General features: G+C 75.0%; 19 protein-coding genes. 10 read left to right on the top strand and 9 right to left on the bottom strand.

What is annotated here, in order from left to right:
* Positions 1 to 52: 52 nt before the first annotated feature.
* Positions 53 to 3,199, bottom strand: coding sequence for an ATP-binding protein (locus ACFWAR_RS26970; protein ID WP_385782157.1), 3,147 nt, complete (start codon positions 3,197 to 3,199; stop codon positions 53 to 55).
* A gap of 209 nt (positions 3,200 to 3,408) precedes the next feature.
* On the opposite strand from ACFWAR_RS26970, the gene ACFWAR_RS26965 reads away from it, so the two are divergent.
* The 4 genes from ACFWAR_RS26965 (at position 3,409) to ACFWAR_RS26950 (ending at position 8,924) form a co-directional block, all read left to right on the top strand.
* Positions 3,409 to 3,978, top strand: a complete 570-nt coding sequence (locus tag ACFWAR_RS26965; RefSeq protein ID WP_385782154.1) for a helix-turn-helix domain-containing protein — start codon at positions 3,409 to 3,411, stop codon at positions 3,976 to 3,978.
* A gap of 101 nt (positions 3,979 to 4,079) precedes the next feature.
* The gene (locus tag ACFWAR_RS26960) at positions 4,080 to 5,009 is read left to right on the top strand and encodes a class I SAM-dependent methyltransferase (RefSeq protein WP_385782151.1); all 930 of its coding nucleotides are present in this window, start codon (positions 4,080 to 4,082) and stop codon (positions 5,007 to 5,009) included.
* Between the two features lie 98 nt (positions 5,010 to 5,107).
* Positions 5,108 to 8,074, top strand: a complete 2,967-nt coding sequence (locus ACFWAR_RS26955; RefSeq protein ID WP_385782148.1) for a BTAD domain-containing putative transcriptional regulator — start codon at positions 5,108 to 5,110, stop codon at positions 8,072 to 8,074.
* 124 nt (positions 8,075 to 8,198) lie between these two features.
* Positions 8,199 to 8,924 (top strand): DUF4232 domain-containing protein, encoded by a 726-nt coding sequence (locus ACFWAR_RS26950; RefSeq protein WP_385782145.1) that lies wholly within the window; start codon positions 8,199 to 8,201, stop codon positions 8,922 to 8,924.
* 126 nt (positions 8,925 to 9,050) lie between these two features.
* Here the strand turns inward: ACFWAR_RS26950 and ACFWAR_RS26945 are convergent, their stop codons facing one another.
* Both ACFWAR_RS26945 and ACFWAR_RS26940 read right to left on the bottom strand, forming a co-directional pair.
* Entirely contained in the window at positions 9,051 to 10,100 is a 1,050-nt protein-coding gene (locus tag ACFWAR_RS26945; protein ID WP_385782142.1) for a serine hydrolase domain-containing protein, read from the bottom strand.
* A 61-nt stretch (positions 10,101 to 10,161) separates the two neighbouring features.
* Positions 10,162 to 11,388, bottom strand: a complete 1,227-nt coding sequence (locus ACFWAR_RS26940; RefSeq protein ID WP_385782139.1) for a Shedu anti-phage system protein SduA domain-containing protein — start codon at positions 11,386 to 11,388, stop codon at positions 10,162 to 10,164.
* A 159-nt stretch (positions 11,389 to 11,547) separates the two neighbouring features.
* Here ACFWAR_RS26940 and ACFWAR_RS26935 point away from each other — a divergent pair, with 159 nt between their 5' ends.
* Entirely contained in the window at positions 11,548 to 13,077 is a 1,530-nt protein-coding gene (locus ACFWAR_RS26935) for an alkaline phosphatase (RefSeq protein WP_385782136.1), read from the top strand.
* 70 nt (positions 13,078 to 13,147) lie between these two features.
* Entirely contained in the window at positions 13,148 to 13,693 is a 546-nt protein-coding gene (locus tag ACFWAR_RS26930; protein WP_385782133.1) for a hypothetical protein, read from the top strand.
* Here ACFWAR_RS26930 and ACFWAR_RS26925 read toward each other — a convergent pair.
* The 5 genes from ACFWAR_RS26925 to ACFWAR_RS26905 all read right to left on the bottom strand — a co-directional run bounded on the left by ACFWAR_RS26925 (position 13,683) and on the right by ACFWAR_RS26905 (position 18,365).
* Complete coding sequence (locus ACFWAR_RS26925; protein WP_385782130.1) at positions 13,683 to 14,726, bottom strand: hypothetical protein; 1,044 nt, start codon at positions 14,724 to 14,726, stop codon at positions 13,683 to 13,685. The two genes, ACFWAR_RS26930 and ACFWAR_RS26925, sit on opposite strands and share 11 nt — an antisense overlap.
* A 48-nt stretch (positions 14,727 to 14,774) precedes the next feature.
* Positions 14,775 to 16,316: an alpha/beta hydrolase gene (locus ACFWAR_RS26920; protein ID WP_385782128.1), complete on the bottom strand. Its 1,542-nt coding sequence runs from the start codon at positions 16,314 to 16,316 to the stop codon at positions 14,775 to 14,777.
* Positions 16,317 to 16,424: 108 nt separating this feature from the next.
* Complete coding sequence (locus ACFWAR_RS26915; RefSeq protein WP_354383459.1) at positions 16,425 to 16,880, bottom strand: TerB family tellurite resistance protein; 456 nt, start codon at positions 16,878 to 16,880, stop codon at positions 16,425 to 16,427.
* 118 nt (positions 16,881 to 16,998) lie between these two features.
* Positions 16,999 to 17,766 carry an anti-sigma factor domain-containing protein gene (locus ACFWAR_RS26910; protein WP_385782125.1) on the bottom strand — a complete coding sequence of 256 codons (768 nt, stop codon included), beginning with the start codon at positions 17,764 to 17,766 and terminating at the stop codon, positions 16,999 to 17,001.
* The gene (locus ACFWAR_RS26905) at positions 17,763 to 18,365 is read right to left on the bottom strand and encodes a sigma-70 family RNA polymerase sigma factor (RefSeq protein ID WP_385782122.1); all 603 of its coding nucleotides are present in this window, start codon (positions 18,363 to 18,365) and stop codon (positions 17,763 to 17,765) included. The genes ACFWAR_RS26910 and ACFWAR_RS26905 overlap by 4 nt, the downstream gene beginning before the upstream one ends.
* A gap of 267 nt (positions 18,366 to 18,632) precedes the next feature.
* On the opposite strand from ACFWAR_RS26905, the gene ACFWAR_RS26900 reads away from it, so the two are divergent.
* The 4 genes from ACFWAR_RS26900 (at position 18,633) to ACFWAR_RS26885 (ending at position 23,910) form a co-directional block, all read left to right on the top strand.
* The gene (locus ACFWAR_RS26900; RefSeq protein ID WP_385782119.1) at positions 18,633 to 20,192 is read left to right on the top strand and encodes a molybdopterin-dependent oxidoreductase; all 1,560 of its coding nucleotides are present in this window, start codon (positions 18,633 to 18,635) and stop codon (positions 20,190 to 20,192) included.
* A 75-nt stretch (positions 20,193 to 20,267) separates the two neighbouring features.
* On the top strand, positions 20,268 to 20,915 hold the full coding sequence (locus tag ACFWAR_RS26895; protein ID WP_385782116.1) for a fasciclin domain-containing protein: 648 nt from the start codon (positions 20,268 to 20,270) through the stop codon (positions 20,913 to 20,915).
* Between the two features lie 139 nt (positions 20,916 to 21,054).
* Positions 21,055 to 23,184, top strand: coding sequence for a restriction endonuclease (locus tag ACFWAR_RS26890; RefSeq protein ID WP_385782114.1), 2,130 nt, complete (start codon positions 21,055 to 21,057; stop codon positions 23,182 to 23,184).
* A gap of 138 nt (positions 23,185 to 23,322) precedes the next feature.
* Positions 23,323 to 23,910, top strand: a complete 588-nt coding sequence (locus tag ACFWAR_RS26885) for an NADPH-dependent FMN reductase (RefSeq protein WP_385782111.1) — start codon at positions 23,323 to 23,325, stop codon at positions 23,908 to 23,910.
* A 67-nt stretch (positions 23,911 to 23,977) separates the two neighbouring features.
* Here the strand turns inward: ACFWAR_RS26885 and kdpC are convergent, their stop codons facing one another.
* Complete coding sequence (kdpC, locus tag ACFWAR_RS26880; protein ID WP_385782108.1) at positions 23,978 to 24,610, bottom strand: potassium-transporting ATPase subunit KdpC; 633 nt, start codon at positions 24,608 to 24,610, stop codon at positions 23,978 to 23,980.

Below are 24,610 nucleotides of genomic sequence, written 5' to 3'. Positions count from 1 at the left end.
GGGTCCGCACCCACGGGGGTGGAGCGGGCCCCGCCCGGTCGTCCGCGCGTCCTCACCCGCGCCCGCCCGGTGGAGCCGCCCGCAGGGTCTCCGCCTCCAGCCACCGCAGGGCGTCCTCGCGGGAGTACGCGGCCCCCTCGTCGAAGGCCCGCTGGAACTCCTCCCGGCCCAGGGCGGCCACGATGCGGTCGACCAGCTCGCGCCACTCGGGCTCGCCCCAGTCGAAGGCACCGCGCATCACCTGGCTCATGCCGAGCGCCCGGGCCCCCTCGGCGGGGGCCCCCTCCGCCGTCCGCAGTCCGCCCAGCAACTCGGCCACCCAGGCGAGCGCGGCGCCCGCGCCCTGGCCGAAGAGGGCCCCGGCCGCCTCGGGCAGCAACGCCCTGGCCGCCGCGGCGTCCCCCTCGGCGAGGCGGTTCTCGATGCGGGTGCTGACGATCAGGTCGCGGGCCAGCTCCCGCAGCGCGGGGCGGCGCGCGCCCAGCGCCTCGAGCCGGTCGAGGGTGGCGTCGGACCGCGCCAGGTCGCCGGAGCGGCGGTGGACGTTGGCCAGGCCCACCAGGATGTTGGCCTCCAGGCGCAGCTGTCCGCGCTCGCGGGCCTGGCGGTGGGCGGCGTACAGGTCCCGGAAGGCGCCCGCCAGGTCGCCGCTGCGGCGGCGCTCGCGGGCGAGCCTGGCCTTGCTGAGGTAGAGGTAGTCCTCGGTGCCGAGTTCGGAGCTGAGCGCCACGGTCCGTTCGAAGGTGGCGATGGCCTGCGGGTACTCGCCGCGCAGCGAGTGGTCGCGGCCGATCGGGAGCAGGCTCATCACCAGTCCCCAGCGGTCGCCGACCCGCTCGAAGCCGCGCAGCGCCTCGATCCGGGAACCGGCGCCCGTGACCAGGTCGCCCTGCTCGGTGAGGGCGAAGTCCCGGGCCAGGTGGGCGCTGGCCCGCACCCAGGGGTCGGGCGAGTCGAGCGGGTCCGCGGGCGCCGGGTCGGCTGCCGGTGTGCCCGCGCGGCCCCGGCCGGACGTGCCCGCCGGGTAGGAGGCCCGGGACATCCTCAGGAGCAGCAGGGCCGGGTGGAACTCGCGCGCGGTCGCCGAGTCGCCCTCGGCCGCCGCGCCCCCGCCGGTCTCCCCGGAGGGCGCGTGCGCGTCGAGCCGGGTGCTCATCCCCCGGATCCCCCAGTACCAGAACATCGCCCCGGCGAAGCGCGCCGACAGCTCCGCGTCCCCGGCCAGGGTGACCGTGCGCAGCGCGAGGACGAGGTTGTCGTGTTCGTCGTCGAAGACCTGGACGGCGCGCAGCTGTTCGCCGGTGCGCAGCCGGGGCTCGTGCTCCTCGGCCAGTGCCAGGAAGTACGCGGCGAAGCGCCGGGTGACGGCGTCACCGGGCTCCGCCGCCGCGAGCCGGCGCGCCGCGTACGCGCGTACGGTCTCCAGCATCCGGTAGCGCGGCTCGCCCGCCCCTTCGGTGACGGTCTGCACCAGCGACTTCTCGACCAGGGCGTCCAGGAGGTACGGGATGTCGGCGACCGGCAGCGAGGGGTCCGCGCAGACCGCTTCGAGGGCGGGGACGCCCGCGCCGCCCGGGAACACCGACAGCCGGCGGGCGAGGACCTGCTCGGCCTCGTCGAGCAGGTCCCAGCTCCACTCGACGAGCGCGAGCAGGGTGCGCTGGCGGGGCAGGGCGGTGCGGCTGCCCGAGGCGAGGAGGCGGAAGCGGTCGTCGAGGCGGCGCGCGATCTGGTCGACGCTCATCGAACGGAGCTTGGCCGCGGCCAGTTCGAGCGCGAGCGGCATGCCGTCGAGGCGTCGGCAGACCTCGACCACGGGGTCCAGGGTGGCGTCGTCGAGGGCGAAGTCCGGCCGAACTCCGGTGGCGCGGTCGACGAAGAGCCGGACGGCGGGCGACCGCACGGCCTCGGCCGGGTCGGGCGATCCCGCCGGGATGTCGAGCGGGCCGAGGTGGCACAGGGATTCGCCGGTGATGGCGAGGGCCTCGCGACTGGTGGCGAGGATCCGCAGCTCGGGCAGGTGGTCGAGGAGTTCGGCGGTGAGCCGCGCCGCCGCCTCGACGAGGTGCTCGCAGTTGTCGAGCAGGAGCAGGGCGTCGCCGCTGCCGAAGAGCCCGGCCATCCGCTCGACCGGGGTGGCCCGCTGCCCCTGGCCCGCGTCGTAGAGACGGCCGTCGGTGGAGCTGAGGGCGCCCAGTACGGCGTCGGCCAGCTGGTCCGGTGCGCTCACACCGGCGAGCGGCACGAACCAGACCCGGCCGCGCGCGTGGGCCCGGTCCCGGGTGGCCGCTTCGAAGGAGAGGCGGGTCTTGCCCGCGCCGCCGGGGCCGACGATGGTGACGAGCCGCCCGACGGCCAACTGGTCGGCCAGCCGGTCCAGTTCGCCGTCCCGGCCGACGAAGCTGGTGAGCCGGGCGGGGAGTCGGCTCGGCGCCGCCTCGGCCCGTTCGGCGGGTATCTCCAACTCGCCGCGCAGCAAGGACAGACGGACCTCCCGCAGCTCGACCGAGGGGTCGACGCCGAGTTCGTCGCCGAGCCGCGCGCGCAGCTCCTCGTACACCGCGAGGGCGTCCGACTGGCGCCCCGCGGCCACCAGGGCCCGCATCCGCAGCCCGGCGACCCGCTCGCTCAACGGCCTTTCGGCCGCGGCCGCTTCCAGATCGGCCAGCACCTCCCCGTGCCGACCGAGCCGCAGCTCGGCGTCGCAGCGGTCCTCGACCGCGGCGCTGCGCAGGTCGTCCAGCCGGGTCGCGACGGGACCGGCGTAGGGGGCGCCCCGCACGTCCGCGAGGGCCGGGCCGCGCCACAGCCCGAGCGCCGTGGCGAACAGCGGCGCCGCCTCCTCGGCGCGCCCGGCCGCCAGGGCGCGCCGCCCCCGGGCGGTCAGTTCCTCGAAGCGGTGGACGTCCAGGTCCTCGGCCCGCAGGTGCAGCCGGTAGCCGCCGGAGGCGGACTCCACCGCCGCGGATCCGCGCAGCGGCCTGCGCAGTCGGGACACCAGCGCCTGGAGCGCGTTGGCCGCGTCGGCCGGCGGTTCCTCGCCCCACAGGCCGCCGACGAGGGAGTCGACGGGCACCGTCCGGCCCTCTTCGAGAGCGAGCCGGGCGAGGAGCATCCGCAGCCGTACCCCGCCGACCTCGACGGGCTCCGCGTCCTCGGCGAACGCCCTTACGGGCCCCAACAGTTCCACGCGCACCACGGCGGTCTCCCCCTCTGCACCGAGCGGCGCTCCCGCCCCGTCGATCATCGTTGCGACGCCGGTCAGCATCACCCACGCCGAGCGCCCGGTAAAGGACGGTCGGCGACGGCCGTCACGTGCCGGCCGCCGACGGTCGGCGACGGCCGCCGTCATCGCGCGGCGGCGCCTCGCCGCGCGCCCGCTCGCGGTCCCGGCATACGCTGCTGCTCGTGACGCAAGCCGACGGCGAGCTGGACGCTCTCGTGCGCAAACGGATCCGGGCCCTGCGCGTGGCGCAGGGGTGGTCCCTGGCCGAGCTGGCCGCGCGCGCCCACATCAGCCAGTCCACGCTGAGCCGGATCGAGACCGGCGGGCGCCGCCTCGCGCTGGACCAGCTCGTCACCCTCGCCCGGGCCCTGGACACCTCCCTGGACCAGCTCGTCGAGACCGCCGCCGACGACGTGATCAGCCACCCGGTGGTCGACGCGGCGCACGGGAGCATGCGCTGGACCATGAAGGCGGACCCCGGCGTCAGCGTGGTGCGCCGACGGATGACGGAGCCGCCGCCCGACGTCCCCGCGCGCATGCGGGCCCACCCGGGTCGCGAATGGCTGGTCGTCCTGTCCGGCACCGCGGTCCTGCTGCTGGGGAACCGGCGGATGCGGGTCGAGACGCACCAGGCGGTGGAGTTCCCCACGATGCTGCCGCACGCCATCGGCGCCGAGGGCGGGCCCTGCGAGATCCTGGGCTTCTTCGACCGGGACGCCCGCCGCGGCCATCAGGGGGGCGAGGGCGCCTGAGCGGCCGCCCGCTTGCGCTTTCGGCAGCCCGTCCGGTCTTCTTCTTGCGCGTTCCGGGAGGCATGCTGCCGTAACGGCACGACCGTCCTAGCGTGGCCGTCATGAGCCACGCACCCCACTCCCCGTCGTCCCACGACCACGACCACACCCACGGCCACGGCCACGGCCACAGCCACGCTCCCGAGCCCACCGGCTCCCACGACCAGGCCGAGATCCTCGACCTCGACGCCGACGTGCTCGCCGAGCACACCGACTCCATCACCGCGTGGCTGCCCGTCACGGCCGCACCGCGCCGGATCCTGGACCTGGGGTGCGGCACCGGGGCCGGCACCTTCGCCCTGCTCGCGCGCTTCCCCGAGGCTCGGGTGACCGCCGTCGACGCGTCGGGCGCCCACCTGGACCGCCTGCGCGAGCGCGCCCGGGAGCTGGGCCTGGCCGACCGGGTCCGCACGGTCCGGGCCGACCTCGACGGGGAGTGGCCCGACCTCGCCGGACCCGACGCCGCCGGACCCGACCTGTTCTGGGCGTCGGCCTCGCTGCACCACATGGCCGATCCCGGGCGCACCCTGCGCACGGTCCGCGGGCTGCTCGCGCCCGGCGGCCTCCTCGCCGTCGTCGAGCTGGCGGGCTTCCCCCGCTTCCTGCCCGCCGACGCCCCGCGGGAGCGGCCCGGCCTGGAGGACCGCTGCCACGCCGCCCTGGAGAGCCGGCACACCGAGCAGCTGCCGCACCGCGGCGCCGACTGGGGCCCCGAGCTGGCCGCCGCCGGCTTCACCGTCGAGGGCGAGCGGACGATCGCGGTACACGTCGACGGCGCCGGGAACGCGGCCGTCGGCCGTTACGCGCTCAGCAGCCTGGGCCGCCTGCGCGACGGCGCCGCCGCCGCCCTCGACGCCCGGGACCTGACCGCGCTGGAGCGGCTGCTCGACATCGGGGGCCCCGGGAGCATCCTGCGCCGCGACGACCTCGCGGTCCGCACCGAACGCACCGTGTGGGCCGCGCGCGCCGGGGCGTCCGTACGACGGGCCTGACGCCGGGGCGCGGCGTCAGGAGCGGGCGGATCGGGCGGGGCGGGGCCCGGCCGTGACGATATGCTGACGTTTCTTTGCTTCCGGGGGGGTGCAAGCAGGTGGAGTTCCGTCTGCTCGGATCGGTGACCGTCGCGCGGGGGACCGGCGACCTACCGCTCGGACCCGCCAAGCGGGCCAGCCTGCTGGCCGCACTGCTGCTGCGCCCCAACCACCCCGTACCGCTGCGGCAGCTCACCGACTCGCTGTGGGACGGCGAGCCCCCGGCGCGCGCCCGCAGCGTGATCCAGGGGCACGTGTCCCGGCTGCGCACCCTGCTCGACGCCGCCGAAGCGTCCACGTACGGGGTCGAGTTGGCCACCCAGGGCGCGGCCTACGTGCTGCGGATGCCGGAGGCGCTGCTGGACGCGCACCGCTTCGAGCAGCTGGTCACCCGGGCCCAGGGGCAGCAGTCGGTCGCGGACGCCGTGGTCATGTACCAGGAGGCCCTGTCCCTGTGGCAGGGGCCCGCGCTGACCGGCGTGCACCCCACACCGCCGCTGCAGGCGGCCGCGGACGCGCTGGAGGAGATGCGGCTGACCACCGTGGAACACCTGGCCGCCGGGTACGGGCGGCTCGGCGCGCACGCGCAGGCCGCGGCGGTGCTCCGCGCCGAGGCGAGCGCCCATCCGCTGCGGGAATCGCTGTCCGCCGCGCTGGTGACGGCCCTCCAGCGGGCCGGGCGGCGCTCGGAGGCCCTCGACTGCTTCCACCAGACCCGGCGCCTGCTCGCCGAGGAGCTCGGGGTCGATCCGGGGGACGAGCTGAGCGACGCCTACGCGGTGGCCCTGCGCGGCGGACAGCGCGCCCAGGACGCCCGGCGCGGACCCCTGCCACCGGGCGAGGGCTGCCGACACGACCACGAGGCCCGCCCCGCGCACACCGTCCGCGCCGCACGCACCACCGTCGGCGCCGAGGACCACCGGGGCGAAGAGCACCGCGGCGAGGAGCACCGCGGCGCCGCGCCCGGGGCGGCGGGCGCACCGGCCCGCACCCCGGCCCCGGCCGCCCGGTACGCCGACGCCCTCGACCTGATGCCCCGCGCGCCCCGCGGCTTCCACGGCCGCGAGGCGGAGTTGGCGCAGCTGTCGCGGGCCGCCGCGGCGCAGGCGCCGATCTGCCTGGTCACCGGACCCGCCGGGGTCGGCAAGAGCGCCCTCGCCGTCCATTGGGCGCACCTGCACCACGAGCGGTTCCCGGACGGCCGCCTCCACGCCGACCTGCGCGGTTTCAGCGATACGGGCGAGGCCTCGGCCATCGACGTGCTGCGGGAGTTCCTGCTGGCACTGGGCGTCGCGCCGTCGCACGTGCCGGAGTCGGTGACCCGCGCCGCCGCGCTGTTCCGTTCCCTGACCGCCGACCGGCGCCTGCTGGTCGTCCTCGACAACGTGCGCGCCTCGGAGCAGGTGCGTCCGCTGCTGCCGGGCGGGAGCGAGTGCGTCACCGTCGTCACCAGCCGCTACCGGCTGCGCGGCCTGATCGCCTCGGACGCGGCCCGGCCCGTTCCGCTCGGCGTCCTGGGACCGCAGGACGCCACGGACCTGCTCGCCGCGGTGCTCGGCGCGGACCGGGTGCTCGCCGAACCGGCGGCCGCCCGGCGGTTGGCGCAGCTGTGCGACGGACTGCCCCTGGCCCTGCGGGTCGCCGCGGCCCGGCTGGCGGACCAGCCGTACCTGACGCTGACCGCCATGGCCGAGGAGCTCTCCGACACCACGCGCAGGCTGGCCCTGCTCGACGCCGAGGACACCGGGGTGCGCGCCGCCCTGCACCTGTCGGTGCGCCGCCTCCCGGCGGGCGCCGCGCACCAACTCGCCCACCTCGGCCGCCACCCCGGCACGCACATCGACCGCGGGGTGGCCGCGGCCCTGGCGGGCACCGGCGTCGAGGAGGCGGAGGCGGCCCTCGACCAGCTCGCCGCCGCGCACCTGTTGACGTACGGCGCACCGGGCCGATGGGTGCTGCACGACCTCGTCCGGCTCTACGCCCGCGACATGGAGACGGACCCGCGGGCGCTGGCGCGGCTGCTGGACCACTACATCGCGACCGGCCTCGCGGCGGCCGGGGCCGCCGAGCGCGACGGGCAGCCGTGCTTCCCGTTGCACGCCGACTTCCACGCGCCCGCGGACGTACGGGACTTCCGGGACCGCGACGAGGCGATGGCCTGGTACGCGGCGCAGCGCGAGGACCTGGCCCTGGCGGCGACGGCCGCGCACGCGGCCGCTCTGCACGACCGGGCCTGGCGGGTCGCGCTGTCCCTGTGGCCGCTGATGGTGTGGCGGGTCCTCGACGGCTGGGCCCCGCTGCTCTACACGGCCCTCGACTCGGCCTGGGCCGACGCCGACCTGCACGGCCAGGCCCGGGTGCTCGCCCTCCTGGGATGGGTGCTGACCGAGGAGGGGCTGACCGAGGAGGCCCTGCCGCACCTGGAAGCCGCCCCGCTGCTGGCCGCCCGGTCCGGCGACCACAGCGGCCAGGCCACGGCCCTGGTCAACCTCTCCCTGGCGCAGGCCTCGCTCGGCGATCTCGACCAGGCGGCGCGGGGGTGCGTACGGGCGGCGGAGCTGGCCCGCGCGGCCGACGACCCGACCACGGAACGCCTCGCGCTCTACCACCTCTCCCGGCACCAACTGGATTCCGGGGACTGGCACCAGGCGCTGGAGAGCACGACGGCCGCGCGGGCCGCCCACGCCCCGGACGCGCGGTCTCCCTCGCGCCTGCTGCTGCTGGCCGCGACCGGGGAGGCGCTGGTGGGTCTCGGCGAGCGGACCGAGGGCATCCGATGCCTGGACGAGGCCGCGCGGGAGGCCGAATCGACCGGCTTCGACGAGGGCGCGGAGCGGGCGCTCGGCGCGCTGCTCCACCTGTCGGCGGATGAGGCCGCGGAGGCCGCGGAGGCCGAAGAGGCCGCAGGAGCGGGCGGGGAGGCGGACGAAGAGCCGGCCGCACCGGAGGAGGAGTACGCCGTGCACGGGGCGGCCTACCGCGCCCGGTACGACAAGGTGCGGGCGCGCCAGAGCGTACGGGCGTGATCCCGCGGGCGACGTCAGCGGAACGTCAGCGCGGCGTGACCACGACGCCAGCGGTCCCCGGCACAGTGGTGTCCACGCGGGAACGACTTCGCGTGACGACCGTTCAGAACCGGGGAGTTCCCTCATGCGCACCACCCGCCGCCTCCGCAGCGCGACCTGGACCGCCACCATCGTGGCCGGTCTCGCGCTGGCCCTGACCTCGTGCGGCGGCACGAGCGGGGCGGCGGCGGGCGCGGACGGGGCGAACAGGGGCCCCGGTACGAGCGGGGCGGCCTCGCCCGGCACCGCCGGCGGGGCCTCGGCGACGGGTGCGCAGGGGGCCTCCGGCGCCCCGTCGGACGGCAAGGGAGCCGGGGCGGGCACCGCCTCCCCGGCCAGGGCGGGCACGGGCACGGGCACGGGCACCGGAGACGACGCCTACGCCTACGCCCACCCCTGCTCGGCGGGCAAGCTGACCGTCAAGACCGGTTCCGCGCAGGGCCTCCCGGCCAGCGTCCGCGTCATCACGGTGACCAACAACGGCTCCACCGCCTGCGGCCTGGCCTACCACCCGACCGTCGGCTTCAGCGCGAAGGGCGCGGCGCTCGGCATCATGGCCGCCGCCCCCGGCGGACTGGGCGGCGCCCCGGCGTACCCGGTGCGCCCCGGCGCCACCGCCTACGCGGCCGTCGACCTCAACCCCGGCGGCGGCAGCGGACCGGTCGCCGACGAGATCAACGTCCTGGCCGACGCGGCGCACATGCCGAACGCGGACGGCACCAGCCTGCCGCTGACCGTGCCGGGAAAGGTCGCCGCCCCGAAGGTCGGCCTCTACCGCACCAGCGCCCGCGAGTCGCTCGGCACGCTCTGACCCCTTCCCGCCCCACCCCCTGATCCCTCCGGGCCCCCGACACCCCCGACGGTCCCCGGAGCCCGTGCACCCCCAGTCCGTTGACCTGGGGGTGCACGGTTTTTCCGGCGACGCGGAGCGCGTCCTTCACACCGTTTCGAGGGCGCGTTCGCGCAAGGGCGTGATGCGGGTGCGGGCCGCGGCGCCGTCGTGGATCGCGTTGCTGGTGATGACCACGTACCGGCCGGTGGTGGGTGCGAGGTACAGGCTGGTGCCGGTGAATCCGTGGTGGTAGGCCACCGCGCCACCGGCGGCCACGATCCAGCCGAGGCCCCGGTGCACCCCGGGGTCGATCTCCGCCACGGGCACCAGGCTCTCCCGCAGCCAGCCGCCGAGCACGCCGTCGGGACCGGCCGACAGCAGGTGTTCGGCGTAGGTCGCGAGGTCCGCCGCCGGGGCGAACACCCCGGCGTGGCCGGCCACGTCGCCCATCGCGGCCGCGTTCTCGTCGTGCACCGCGCCCCACAGCCGGTCGTGGGCATCGCGGTGCTCGGTCGGCGCGACCCGCGCGGACTGCGGCAGCGGCCCGTAGCCGGTCTCCCCCATGCCCAGCTCCGCCCAGAAGGCCGCGGCGAGCCGGTCCAGCGGCTCGCCGTGGACGTGCGCCAGGGCCAGGCCGAGCAGGACGTAGCCCCGGTTGATGTACCGGTGCGTGCCCGGCAGGTTCTCCAGGGGCTCCGCGCAGATCAGCTCGTGCAGCGGGCGCGCGCTCAGGTCGTACAGGTCGAAGCGGGTGGCCGCCCGCAGCCCGGAGGTGTGCGACAGCAGGCGCCGCACGCTCACCGCGGCGCCGGGCAGGTGTCCCTCCATCGGCGGCAGGAACTCCCGTACGGGCGCGTCCAGCAGCATCAGCCCGCTCGCCACGGCGCGGCCGACGAGCGGCCAGGTCGCGGTGACCTTCGTGAGGGAGGCGACGTCGTAGACGGTGTCCGCGTCGGGGCACTTCTGGTGCGTGAAGGGGGACACGATCCCGGCCGACAGCACGGTGCGGTCCCCCGCGGTGGTGCCGCAGACGACGACCCCGCCCGGGGTCGCGCCGTCGGCGACGACCTCCTCCAGCGCCTGCCGCAGCCCGTGGACCTCGGCGGTCGTGAAGGGTACGGGTACGGCTGCTGGTACGGGTGCGGCCTCGGTCATCTGCGCCTCCGGTGCGGTGGGTGGCCCGGGTCCCGTGGGCCTGGGCCACCCACCCTGACCATCATCGGGACCGGGACCCGGCAGCCGCGCCGAGCGAACGCTCCGCGTTGTCGATCAGTTCCTTGTAGGTGAGCACCTCGACCCGGGTCACGTGCGCGTTGAAGGTCCGCAGGGCCTCGTTGACCTCGCGCTCCGGGACCTCCGGCTGCGCCGACGGATGGCCGATCAGGACGAGCGCGCTGGCCCGGCGGGTCTCGATGCCGAAGTCGGCGCGCAGCCGCTCGCGGTTCTCGTCCAGCCCGACCAGGTAGTTGACCGCCTGCCCCACGGCGTCGTGCACCTCGGCGGCCGGCACCCACGCCCCGCGGTGCCGTTTGACCAGCGGCCCGGCGAGGCTCATCGACCGCTTCAGCTCGACCACGTGGAGCGAGCCGTCGCCGCGGATCAGCGGGATGTCCACCTCGTCCCCGACGACGAGCCGCCGCTGGACGGCCTCCCCGACGTACCGGCCGCCGAAGATCCAGTGCTGGCCCTCCAGCGCCCGCTGGAGGTCGGCCTCGCGCGCGCCGCGGTCCTCGGCCACGACGCGCAGGGCGGCCAGCTGCCGCCCGCGCCGCTGGAGCTCGGCGGCGCGCAGGGCGAGCCGGCCGTCCCGGTCGGACGCCAGCAGGGCGAGCGCCTCGGGCGAGGCGGCGATCCGGCGGGCCTCGGCCTCGGGGTCCGCCACCTCGATCCGCTCGTTCCGGAATACTTGCTCGATCCACAGCGCCCACTCGGCGCGCCCCCGGGGTATGCGGTAGCGCCCGGGACGGTCCGCCGGAGCCTCCACGAACCTGCCGTCCTCGCCCAAGGCCCGCAGGTGTTCCAGCAGCTCCGACGCGGTGGCGGCGGGGCGCTCGGCGAGGAACCGGTCGCCCATCGAGGCGAAGTACTCACCGGTTGCCCACAGGCCCGTGGCCACCGATCGCTGGAGGTTCCCGCTCCGCGCAGCGCCGTCCTGGAACAGCCGGTAGCGCTCCTCGAACTCCGGTTTCAGGATCCGCCCCTCGGCGTAGTCCACGGAGTCCTGGAGCAGTCGTACGACCTGCCACTCCCCCGCTCCGGCCGCCCGGGCGCGGGCCTCGCCGAGCAGGTCGAGGAGCGCCCGTCCGCCCCTGCGCCCGCGGCCGCGCCCGCCGTTCATGTGGCCGGTCACGGCGTCGACGGCCGCGCGCACGCCGTCGTCGACCGCCTCCTTCCGGACGGCTTCCAACTGCAGTTCCAGGGCCCAGTCAGCGCGGATGTCCATGTCCCGAAGGATGACGCACGGGTCTGACACCGCACACAAGGGCGATTTCGGCCGGGCGCTGTTCGACTCCACGTCACCCCGGGAATCCGCCGTGTTCATGTCCCGCTCTTAGCGTCGGTCCGCCCGCGCCATTCATTTCCGAGGGGGACCCCCCGCATCATGCGACGCAGACCTGCCAAGACGCTGACCGTACTGGCCCTGACCGGCGCCCTGGCGGCCTCGGCCGCCACCACCGCCAACTCGGCTCCCCAGCACGGCGGTCAGGGAGAGATCCGCAACGTCATCTACCTGCTCGGTGACGGAATGGGCCGCACCCACGTCACGGCCGCCCGCGACCGGTTCTACGGCGCCTCCGGCAAGCTGAACATGGAGACCCTGCCCTTCACCGGCGCGGTCGCCACCTACGCCGTCGAGAAGGGCAGCGACAAGCCCGCGCTCGTGACGGACTCCGCCAGCTCGGCCACCGCGTGGGCGACCGGCGTCAAGACCTACAACGCCGCGCTGAGCGTGGACTCGTACGAGAAGCGCGTCGTCACGCTGATGGAGCAGGCCAAGAAGGCCGGCTTCGCCACGGGCAACGTCTCCACCGCCGAGATCACCGACGCCACCCCGGCCGCCCAGTTCAGCCACGCGCTGCTGCGCGGCTGCCAGGGCCCGACGTACTCGGACGCCGCCTGCCTCCCCAAGAAGGACGACGGCACCTACGAGAGCGCGCCCGCGGACAAGACGCTGGTCACGCCGATCGCCGAGCAGATCGCGCGCAACGGCACCGCCGACGTCATCCTCGGCGGCGGCCTCGCCCGCTTCGAGCCGGACGACCAGAAGGCCCTCCAGGCGCAGGGCTACCAGGTCCTCGGCAACTTCGGTGACCCCAAGCTCCCGGCCCAGACGGCCGCCAGCCAGAAGGTCGCCACCAAGACCGACCTGAGCCACGCGAACGGCAAGAAGGTCATCGGCCTCTTCAACCGCGGCAACCTCACCGTCGAGCAGGCCAAGGCCGGCCTCCCCGCGGACGCCGTGCAGAAGCAGGAGCCGACCCTCGCCGACATGACCCGCAAGTCGATCCAGCTGCTCGGCGAGCGCGGCGGGTACGACAAGAACCGCAAGGGCTTCCTCCTCCAGGTCGAGGGCGCCCAGATCGACAAGCGGTCGCACGCCAACGACGCCGCCCAGACCCTGGGCGAGATCAAGGCCTTCGACGACGCGGTCAAGGTGGCCACCGACTTCGCGAAGAAGGACGGCCACACCCTGGTCGTCGTCACCGCGGACCACGAGTGCGCCGGCTTCAACATCATCGAGAAGGGCACCTACACCAACGCCGAGGCGGTCGCTCCCCCGGCCAACACGGACGCGGGCAACACCGCCAACAACAGCACCCCCTCGCGCCCCACTTCGGGTGCCAAGGACCCGGTGCGCTCGACCGGCATCGTCAACGGCGCGGGCTCGAATGACGCGAAGAACTTCGCCCCCGCCACCTTCCGCACGCCGAACGACCCGGCCGGCGTCAAGGACGGCAGCCCGGACGCCAGCCTCTGGCTGACCTACCTGTCCGGCAACCACACCGGCGCCGACGTGCCGATCTTCGCCTACGGCCCGAACGGCCAGGCCTTCGCCGCGAGCCAGAACAACACCGAGCTGTACGGGAAGCTGTACCGCTCGCTGTTCGGCAAGTCGCCCCAGCAGCACTGACCCACCGAGCGAACGCCCGGGGCCGGGAGGACCACGTCCTCCCGGCCCCGGCCGGTTCAGGAGCCTTCCGATGAGACACCTCACCCGCCGCACCGCCGGGGCGCTCGCCGCCGCGGCCGCCGTCCTCGCACTCGCCTCGGGCTGCTCCGGCGGCCCGGCCGCCGACGGAGCCGACGCCGCGGGGGACGCGGCCGGATCCGCCGCCCCCGTCGTCCTGCCCGCGCCGCGCAGCGCACCGGCGCCGGCCGCCGTACTGGCGCACCCGGCCGCACCGGGCGAGGTCCGCGTCGAGGAGGGCCCCTTCACCGACCGGGTGAAGCTGACCGACCTGAAGCTCACCGGCGCGGCGTCCGTCACCGGGCACCTGGCGATCACCTCCGACATCAGCGACGTCCTGGCCCTGGAGGTCGGGGCGGCGTACTACGACGCGAGCGGGCACCTGCTGGGGACCGCGAAGTTCCAGTACCAGGAGGAGGGCGAGGACGCGAAGGGCACGGCGCACCACGACGGCCCGCGCGCGGCGGGCGAGGGCATCGACTTCACCGTTCCCGCGGGGCAGTTCGCCCAGGCACCGGCGAGCGCGGTGCTGTCCATCCCCGTCCTCGTCAACGAGTAGCGGGATCCGCGCCCGGGCCGCCGCGGCGCAGCAGGCCGTAGGCCCAGCGCTCGTTCAGCCCGGCGAGGAAGCCCACGCCGCCCCAGAAGAAGAAGCCCTGGACGAGGGACCGGTGGTCCGCGGGGGACAGCGGTCCGGTCCCGCAGGCGCCGTCGGGAACGGCGGGCGGGGTGAGCAGGGCCAGGATCCCGCCGGTGACGAGGACGAAGAGGGACACGGCCAGGAACCAGCCGACGACCACCCGGTACCAGCCCTCCTGCCGCATCAGCCGCGCCAGTTGGACCGGATCGCCCGGGACGTCGGCCGCCTCGTCGGCCACCTCCTCGCGGGCCTCGCCCCCGGGAGTGTCCCCCGTGGTTTCCGCGGGCGCGCGGGTGTCGGCGGGCCGGGTGCCCGGGGCCTCGCGCAGCCTGATGACGACGCTGAAGACCGACCCCAGGGCCCCGCCGGAGAAGCAGACCAGGGCCTGTACGAGGGTGAGGCGTTCCGGGCAGCCGAGGGCCGATCCGAACAGCGGCGGCACCACCTCGGCCGCGACGAGGGCCAGCACGAGGAACACCGGGCTGAAGAGCACCCCGACGGTGAGGCCCGTGTTCAGGCCCCGCGCGCCCGCGAGCACCGCGTCCGCCGCGAGCGAGCGCGCCGCGGCGTCGGCCTCCCACCGGAGCACGTCGGCACGGGGGGCGAGCGCACCGGTCCCGGCTCCTTCGGTTCGCGTGGCCCGCGTCGCCGCCTCGGCTTCCGCCGCCGCCTCCGCCTCCGCCGTGTCCCGCAGGGCGGTACGGACCGCGTGCTCCAGGTCGCGGCAGACCGCCGCCCGGGTGCGCTCCTCGAAGGACCGCTGGGCCGCCCGGTGGAGGCGTTCGACGCGGGCGTACCGCACCGGCGCCGCACGCCGCAGCCGCCGTAGCCCGGGGTCCTCCTCGTCGAGGCCCAACCCGGCGGCCAGCGAGCGGGGTTCGGCCTCGGCCGCCCCCAGCAACCAGGCCCCGATACGCCGCACCCACCCCTGGCGCTCCCGTTGTTGACGCATACCCGTCAGATTACGGCCCGCCCGGTCCGCCCGGTCCGCCGCTCGCGGTCACTGCCCGGAGCCGCAGTACACGTCCTCGTCCGGACGGTGGCCGGTGGTCAGGAAGTCGGTCACCGCGCGGTCGCCGCAGGCATTGCCGTTGCCCAGGTAGACGCCGTGTCCCCCGTGGTCGACGGTGATCAGACGGGCCCGCTCGCCGAGGGCCGCGCGCATCGCGAGGGCCCCGAAGTAGGGGGTGGCGGGGTCGCGCAGGTTCTGGATCATCAGCACGTTGGAGGGGCCGCGGTCGGTGATCCGGGCGGGCTTGTCCACCGGCGCGTCCTTCCAGAAGGCGCAGGGGGTGATGTTCGCGGGCATTCCGGCGGTCAGCGGATGGGCCGCCCGGTCGGCGGCCGTGGCGCGGGCGTAACCCCGCACGTCTCCGGGCCACTTCACGTCGTTGCAGATCACCGCGACGGCGATCGCCGCGTCCTCGTCGCGCAGCGGCTGGGCCAGTTCGGGCGGGAGGACCGGGGTCGCGGCCGGGTCCTGGGCCTGCCGGACGAGCCGGGCCAGTCCGGGGAAGGCCGCGTCGCCGTAGAGGGCGTTCTGCAGGGCCTGGCGCAGCAGGTTCCCGGTGAGGGGCACCCCTTCGGTGGTCGAGGTCCTGGGCGCGCGGTCGAGCGTGGCGGCCAGCGCGAGGAAGAGCGGGCGCACCTCCTCGGGGCGCTCGGCGACGCGCAGGCCCTCGGCCGCGCGGGCCGGGTCGGCGGCCCAGGCCGCGAAGTCGGGGAACCGGTCGTCGGCCCCCTGCGCCATGTTCGCGAGCCAGCCGCGCGCCACCCGCGCGGGGTCGGGGTCACCGCTGCTGTCCAGCACCCAACGGTCGGTGCGCTCGGGGTACTCCTGGGCGTAGACGGCGCCGACGTAGCTGCCGTAGGAGGTCCCCCAGGCGGACAGCTTCCGCTCGCCCAGGGCCCGGCGCAGCCGGTCCATGTCACGGACCTGGTTGGCGGTGGTGAAACTGCGCAGCACCGCGCCGCCGTTGGTCCGGCAGGCCTCGGCCACCCGGCGGGCGCGGGCCACGCTCTCCTCGATGCCGCCGTCCGCGCCGGGCCATCCCCGCAGGGTGCTGAGCCGACGGTCCTCGGGAGCCAGTGCGCAGCTCGCGGTGGTACTGCCGCCCACGCCCCTCGGGTCGAGGCCCACCAGGTCGTAGCCGCCGGCCAGTTCCTTGCGCAGCGCCTCGCCCTTCTGCGCCAGCCGCTGCACCCCGGAGCCGCCCGGTCCCCCGGGCAGCACCATCAGCGTGCCGCGGCGGGCGGCGGGCCGGTCGCTGCGCAGCCGGGAGACCGCCAGCGAGAGCTGCTGCCCGCCCGGGTCGCGGTAGTCGAGCGGGACGGGCAGCTCGGCGCACTCCTGCCCGGCGGGCCCGCCGGGACGCTCGCAGGGGTGCCACGCGAGCGCGGGAGCCCCGGCGCTGTCCGCCGCGGCCCGCCCGCTCGCCCCGACCGCCGCGTCGGCCCGTGGGGCGAAGGCCACGGTCAGAGCGGCTGCGGCGGTCACGGCGGAGAGGACGAGAGCGGCGCTGGTGCGGGTGTAGGTCGTCATGCGCACAGCCTGGTCGGCCGGAGCCCGCCGTCCCATCCGGCAGGCGTGACGGCCGGGGTGGGGCTAGCCCCCGGGGGAACCCTGCGGGGGCGCCCCGGTCAGGGTCCGTCAGAGGTCGAACTCGTGCGGGGGCAGGCCCAGTGCGAAGCACGCCTCGCGGACGACGGCCTGCTCGGTCTTGTCGAAGTCGCCGTCGGCGCCGCCGATGACGATGCCGATCTGGATGACCGCGCGCGCCTCCGCGGGCTTCTTCTTCGCCTTGGCTATCTCCTGCATGACGCTGACCTTGCCGAAGTCGAAGTCGGCGGTCAGCTTGTCCAGGTTCTCGTCGAAGCGCCGCCGCAGGTCGTCGGCCGGGAAGTTCTGGAGCACCTCGTTCGTCCCGATCAGCTGGGCCACGCGCTGGCGTTCGGAGGCGTCGATCGTGCCGTCGGCCGCGGCCACGAGCGCGCACATCGCCATGCTGGAGTCCCTGAACGCCCCGCTCTTGAGGTCGTTCCGCTTCGCCACCAGCTGCGTCTGCATCGTCGCGGCGGAATCCTTGACGCGGTCCCACAGGGCCATTTCTGTCTCCTTATGTCATAGATCGGCACCCGGACAACGGACGGGATCCCCCGTCCGTGCCCGGTCCGCCGATCTCGTCCCACATCGGCCGAATCCTTCCGCTTCGGCCGGTGGCGCACTACGCCGGCAACGCCATGACCAGGACCGGGGCGGTGGTGGGGCGCGCGGAGCCGCCCGCCGGTTCGACGGTGAGTCCGATGGCCGTGGCGTCCCGCACCGCCCCCTCCAGCAGCAGCGCGTGCCCGCCGCCCAGCAGCCCGGCCGGGCGCATCGAGCCGTGCTCCGAGAACCACAGCTGGTACGTCGTCCCTGCGGGCGTCGCCGGCAACTGCGGCGCCAACACCACCGCTTGGTCGCGGGCGGCGGAGGTCACCACGGTGACCCGGGCCCCGGTCGCGGTGCGGCCGGTGGCGGTGCGGGCGTCCGGCGCGGCCAGCACCGCGGCGAGCGCTTCGCTGCGCGCCCCGGCCCGGTCGGCGTCCCGCTGCGCGGACTGCCGCACTCGGTCGGCGCGTTGGGCCCGGTCGTGCTGGTCCAGGGCGAGCGCCCCGAAGGTGACGGCCGCGGCGACGCTGGCCGCGATCACGAAGACCCCGCCGCGCCGCCGGATCCGCGCGGCGAGCACGGCGTACCGGCCCGGCGCCGGGACGCGCGGCGGGAGTTGGCGGATCGTGTCGATGCGGTCCAACACCCGAGCCTTCAGCTCGGGCGGCGGGGTCACGGCGACCGCCGACGCCAGCCGGGCGGCGGTCGCGGCGAACTCCCGCACCTCCTGGGCGCAGGAGGTGCAGTGGTCGAGGTGCCGGGTGACGGCGTCGCGCTCGTCGGGGCCGAGGGCGTCGAGCGCGTACGCACCGGTGAGGGCGTGCGGGTCGTCGGTCTTCACGTGGTCACCCCCATGCAGTCGCGCAGCCGGATCAGTCCGTCGCGCATACGGGTCTTGATGGTCGGGAGCGGGGTCTGCAGGGTCTGTGCCACTTCCCGGTAGGTCAGGCCCTGGTAGTAGGCCAGCGTGACGGTCTCGCGCTGGAGGTCGGTCAGCCGGCGCAGGCAGCGGCGCACCTGTTCGCTCTCCAGCCGGGTCTCCACCTGCTCGCTGACCTCGTCGAAGGGGGGTGTCAGGGAGCCGAGGGCGTCCTTGTGGTCGCGGTTCGCGGCGGCCTGCGCGGAGCGCACCCGGTCCACGGCGCGCCGGTGCGCGAGGGTGGCCACCCACGTCATGACGGAGCCCTGTGCGCTCTGGTAGCGGGCCGCCCCGCGCCAGATCTCGATCATCACTTCCTGGGTCACCTCCTCGGACTGCGCGCGGTCCCGCAGGACCTTGAGGACGATGCCGAACACGGGTCCGGCGATCATGTCGTAGAGGGCGGCGAAGGCGTCCTGGTCGCCGAGCGCGACCCGGGCCATCAGTTCCGCCGGGTCGGGCCGGGCGGACCGCTCGTGGCGGTCCCCCTCGCCGCTGCCGAGGCGCACCGGTTGACTCACCGCTCCGCCCTCCTTCGGTGGATCGCTTGCATGGGCAGTCCTTCGCGCCGCGCGGCATGGGTGGTGGCACCCCGGGTCACCCGTTCTTCGGAGCGGGGGGCCCGACGGATTGGCCCACCGCCCCCTGGATCGGACCCGCGGACCGGGCCCGCGCGCGGGGCGTCAACGCCCGGTCCTTCGCTCGCTCCACCGGGTGATCCCGCGGACCCGACCAATCCGGGGGGCCCGGGGCGCCGAATCCCCCACGTGACCATCAACCGATCAGCCGTGAAGCGCAGCGCCCTCGCCGCGCTGAGCGGCCTGCTGTCCGGATACACGGCGCTGGCCGTCGCGGAGCTGGTCGCTTCCTTCGTCCGGCCCCAGGCGGGGCCGGTCACCGCCGTCGGCGGTGCGGCCATCGACCGCACTCCCGCCCCGGTCAAGGACTTCGCGATCCGCCACTTCGGCAGCGACGACAAGCTCGTCCTGCAGCTCGGCATCGTCGCGACGCTCGGCCTCCTGGCCCTGCTGCTCGGCTGGTTCGCGCTGCGCCACCGGCGCACCGGCGCCGCCGGGGTACTGGCCTTCGGCGTGCTCGGCGCGGCGGCGGCCCTCACCCGCCCCGACGCGTCCGGTCCGATCGACGCGCTGCCCTCGCTGGTGGGCGCGGCCGCGGGGGCGGTGGTCCTGTACGTGCTCGTCGGGCGGCTGCTGCGGCCCGCGACCGGCCCGGCGGGGTCCGGGGACGGTGGCCGGCTCGACCGGCGCGGGTTCCTGCTCGTCGCCGGTGCCACCGCCGTCGTGGCGACCGGTGCGGGCGCGCTCGGGCGGGCCCTGGGCGCGCGGCGCGGGGAGGGTGCGGTGGCCTCCCGGGCCGCCGTACGGCTGCCCGCTCCGGCGTCACCGGCGGCGCCGATCCCGGCCCGGGCCGCCCTGCGGATCTCCGGGATCAGCCCCTTCACCACCCCCAACGCCGACTTCTACCGGGTCGACACCGCCCTGGTCGTGCCGAAGGTCGACGCCGACACCTGGCGGCTGCGCTTGCACGGCAAGGGCGTGTCCCGCCCCCGCACGTACTCCTACCAGGAGCTCCTCGGCCGGGACCTGATCGAGCGGGACGTCACGCTCACCTGTGTGTCCAACGAGGTGGGCGGGCCGTACGTCGGCACCGCGCGCTGGCTCGGCGTCCGGCTGGCCGACCTGCTCCGCGAGGCGGGCGTACGGCCCCCCTCGCGCGGTGGCCCGGCCGACCAGCTGGTGGCCCGCTCGGTCGACGGGATGACCCTGGGCAGCCCGGTCGAGGACGTCATGGACGGCCGCGACGCGATGCTCGCGGTCGGCATGAACGGGGAACCGCTCCCCTTCGACCACGGCTTCCCGGTCCGCATGCTCGTCCCCGGCCTCTACGGGTACGTGTCGGCCTGCAAGTGGATCCAGGACATCGAGCTGACCACCTTCGACGCCTACGACCCCTACTGGGTCCGTCGCTCGTGGGCCCGGCGCGCGCCGATCAAGACCCAGGCGCGGATCGACACCCCCAAGCCGTTCGCCCGGCCACCGGCCGGCACGACGGTGATGGTCGGCGGGGTCGCCTGGGCCCAGCACCGCGGCATCCGCCGCGTGGAGGTGCGGATCGACGACGGCCCCTGGCAGGACGCCGACCTCGCGGAGCAGGACACCGTCGACACCTGGCGGCAGTGGTCCTTCCCCTGGCGCACCACGCCGGGCGGCCACACCCTCACCGTCCGCGCCACCGACGGCGCCGGTCAACTGCAGACCGACCGGCGCGCCCCGACCATCCCCGACGGAGCCTCCGGCTGGCACAGCGTCTTCGTCACCCCCGGCTGACCCCGGGCCACCGACCACCCCCGATCCACCCCGCACCACCTCATGAATGACCGCAACACCACCTTGGAGAACGCAATGAGCACGCTTCGCTTCCGCCGTACCGCTCTCGCCGTCGCCACCGCGGCCGTCCTGCCCTTCGCCCTGGCCGCCTGCTCCTCGGATTCGAGCAAGGACAGCGCGGCGGGTCCGGCCGCCGACTCGCAGAGCGCGACCCCCACGTCCTCCGCCATGGACGACTCGATGGGCACGGACAAGCCGTTCGGCCCGGGCTGTGCGGGCGTCCCCGCCACCGGTGCGGGCAGCTTCGACGGCATGGCCAAGGACCCGGTCGCCACGGCCGCTTCCAACAACCCGGCGCTGTCCACCCTGGTCGCCGCCGTCAAGCAGGCCGGGCTGGTCGACACCCTCAACAACGCCAAGGGCATCACCGTCTTCGCCCCGACCAACGACGCCTTCGCCAAGATCCCGAAGGCCGACCTGGACAAGGTCCTCGCGGACAAGGCCCAGCTGACGAAGATCCTCACCTACCACGTGGTGGGCGAGAAGCTCACGCCGAAGCAGCTGGAGAACGGCTCCTTCGACACCCTGGAGAAGGGCAAGGTCACCACCACCGGCTCCGGCACCTCCTACAAGGTGAACGACACCTCCACCGTCGTCTGCGGCAACGTCCCCACCGCCAACGCGACCGTCTACATCGTCGACACCGTCCTGATGCCCAAGTAGCGGCCGGGGGACGGACCCCGCAGGGAACCGAGCGCACCCTCGGGGCCGGTCGCCATCAGTGGCGACCGGCCCTGAGGCGTGCCCACCACCCGCTAGGGTTTGCGTGGGTATCGCACGGGGTCGGGGAGGGCCGGGGCGGATGAGTCGTCGTTCCAGTGGACTGGTCGGGATCTGGGCCGAGGCCCAGCGCCAGCAGCAACGCTCGCAGGCCATGCAGCAGCGGGAGCGAGATCGCCAGCAGCGGGCCCGGGAACGCGATACGGCCCGCGGGCTGCGCGAACAGAAGGCGGCCTACCGCCAGTACCGGGACGCCGAGGCGCGCCGGCTCACCGAGGGGCTGGAAGCCCAGGTCGCCGCCCTCCAGGGGCTGCTCGGCCAGGGCTGCGCCGCACCCGCCTTCCGGATCGCCACGCTGCGCCGCCCCGAGCAGGTCGAAGCCTTCAATCCGGGCGAGCTGGCGCGTCCCGTCCCGATGCCGGAGCCGCACCAGTTCCCGGTGCAGACCGGCTGGGGGATCGGAGCGGGCCGCCGGGCGCAGGCCGAGGCCGACGCGCACGCCCGCTACACCCAGGCCTGGCACGCGGCCCAGGCCGCCGAGGCGCAGCGCCAGCAGCAGCTCGCCGCCTACCGCGCCCAGTACGACCGGTGGGCGGGCGGGCAGCTCGGGGAGATCCGCGCGCACAACACCGGGATCGCCGAGCTCGCGACCTCGCTGCGCGCCGGGGACCCCGAGTCCGCCGTCGAATACTTCTCGGCCGCGCTGTACGCGTCCTCGGGCTGGCCCGAGGAGCTGCCGCGCGCGCTGAGCGCGGCCTACGACCCCGCGGCCCGCCAACTGGTCCTGGACTGGGAGCTCCCGGGCTTCGACGTGGTGCCGACCGCGAAGTCGGTGCGGTACATGCCGAGCACGGACCAGGACAAGGAATCGCCGCTCCCGGTGGGCCAGCGCCGGGCCGTGTACCGCGATCTGCTGGCGCAGTGCGCGCTGTTGGTCCTGCGGGACCTGTTCGAGGCGGACGAGTTCGGCGCCCTGGAGTCGGTGGCCCTCAACGGCTACGTGGACGACCACGACCCGGCGACGGGCCGACCGGCCCAGATCGTCCTGGCCACGGTGATGGCGACCCGCCCCGCCTTCGCCTCCCTCCACCTGGCCCAGGTCAACCCGGTCGACTGCCTGACCGGAGCGCTGCGCGGTCAGCTGTCGACCCGTCCCGACGCGCTGAGCGCCGTACGTCCGGCCCGCACGCCGCAGGACGTCGGCTCGGGCGTGGTCACGCACGGCAGCGGTCCGGGCGGGGGTGACGGCCCCGGGGACGGGGAGCCCGATCTGTTCGCCATGGATCCCATCGAGTTCGAGGCCCTGGTCGCCGAGCTGTTCCGGGCCATGGGGATGCGGGCCGTGATGACCACGCGGTCCAACGACGGTGGCGTGGACGTCGAGGCGACCGACCCGACCCCGATCCGCGGCGGCTCGATCGTGGTGCAGGTCAAGCGGTACCGCAACACCGTGCCGCCGACGGCCGTGCGCGACCTGTACGGCACGGTCCAGGGGGCCGGAGCCAACAAGGGCGTGCTGGTGACCACTTCGGGCTTCGGGCCCGGGTCGCACGACTTCGCCCGGGGCAAGCCGCTGGAGCTGGTCTCCGGGCCGGAGCTGGTGGACCTGCTGCACCGCCACGGCCTGCGCGGCCGCCTCGGGGACCGCGGCCGTCCGGCCGCGTCCGTGCCCGCCCAGCGCGACGCCACCCTGCACGACGCCGCTCCCGCGCCCGCGGTCGCCTCCGCCGAGTACAACGTCCTCGGCATGTCCTGGTCGGGCCCGGTCATGCTCGACGTGTGCGCGCTCGTCTGCCAGGGGACCCGTGTGCTCAGCGACGAGCACTTCGTCTTCTTCAACAACCACAGCACGCCGGACGGTTCGGTGCGCAGCCGCTCCCACACCCCGCCGGACCGGGCCGCGATCGAGGTGGCCTTCGACTCCCTCCCCGACCGCGCCGACCGGCTGGTCCTGGTCGCGGCGGTGGACACCGAGGCCCATCCGCACGCCGACCTGTCCGGCTTCGCCGCCGCCCGGATCCGACTGCTCGGCGGTGACGGATCGGAGATCGACCAGCTGGAGGTGTCCGACGGACGCCCCGGCGAGACCGCTCTGGTGCTGGGGTCCTTCCGCCGACGAGCCGGCGGCGACTGGTCCTTCGTGGCGGGCGGCAAGGGGTACCCGGGTGGCCTGGCCGCCCTCGTGCACGACTTCGGCATCGCCACGGAGTAGGGGCTCGGACCGCCCCAACAGGGGCTGTCCGAGCGGGTGTTTCACGTGAAACACCGCGTTTCACGTGAAACAGGCATTCGTTTCACGTGAAACCCCCGGCCGGAAGACCAAGATCGACTCGCACGTACCCTCCCTGCCATGGACAACAACGCACCTGTGAACAAGCTCGCCGTCATCGTCGGCTCCACCCGCGAAGGCCGCTTCGCCCCGAACGTCGCCGCGTGGTTCACCGCGCTCGCCACCGAGCACGCGGGTTTCGAGGTCGACGTCATCGACGTGGCCGCGCTGGAGCTTCCCGCCGCCCACCCGAACTGGGGCACCCCGCGCACCCCCGCGCTGGAGGAGCTGTCCGAACGCCTCGTCGCGGCGGACGCGTTCGTCGTCATCACCCCCGAGTACAACCACAGCTACCCGGCCCACCTGAAGCACTTCCTCGACCTGCACACCACCCAGTGGCACGCCAAGCCGGTGGCCTTCGTCTCCTACGGCGGCGTCTCCGGCGGTCTGCGGGCCGTCGAGCACCTGCGCCAGGTCTTCGCCGAGCTGCACTGCGTCACGATCCGGGACTCGGTCAGCTTCCACGGCGCCTGGGACCACTTCGCCGAGGGCGGCAAGGCCCACGACCCGCAGGGTGCGGCCGGCGCCGCGAAGACCCTGCTGGACCGGCTGACCTGGTGGGCCACCACCCTGCGCGAGGGCCGCGCGACCCGCCCGTACAACTCCTGATCCGCCACCGCGCGCCGAACGGGTCCGGACCGCTCAGCGGTCCGGACCCGTTCGTGGATCGCCCGGTTCAGCCGGCCAGGGACTTCAGGGCGACGTTCAGCTCCAGGACGTTGACCCGGGGCTCTCCCATGAAGCCCAGGGTGCGGCCCTCGGTGTGCGCGGCGACGAGCTGCTCCACCTTGGCCACCGGAAGGTGGTTCTTCGCCGCGATCCGGGGGACCTGGAGGGCCGCGTAGGCCGGGGAGATCGCCGGGTCCAGGCCGGAGCCCGAGGAGGTCACGGCGTCGGCGGGGACCTGCGCGGGCGTGGGGGTGAACCCGGGGACCGTGTTGTCCTCGATGACCTTCCGCTGCGCCTCGCGGACCGCCTTGACCAGGTCGGGGTTGTCGGCCGCCTTGTTGGAGGCGCCGGAGACCAGCAGCGTGTACTGGGTGTTGATGGCGTTCTGGCCCAGCCCGGCCGCGGGCCGGGACTGGAACCAGCGCAGGTCGTCCCCGTAGCCCTGTCCGATGACGGAGGAGCCGACGACGGTGCCGGTGCGGTCCTTGACCTCGGAGCCGTTGGCCCGGTCGTGGAAGGCGGCCTGGGCGATGCCGGTGACGGCGAGGGGGTAGAGGACCCCGCAGATCACGGTCAGAACGAGGAGGGCGCGGAGGCCCGCGCCGATCAGGCGCGCGGTGTTGCCTACTGCGTTGTTCAT

Source organism: Streptomyces sp. NPDC059917 (genome assembly GCF_042730635.1).
Classification (GTDB): domain Bacteria; phylum Actinomycetota; class Actinomycetes; order Streptomycetales; family Streptomycetaceae; genus Streptomyces.
This window is presented reverse-complemented; position numbering and strand designations above follow the sequence as displayed.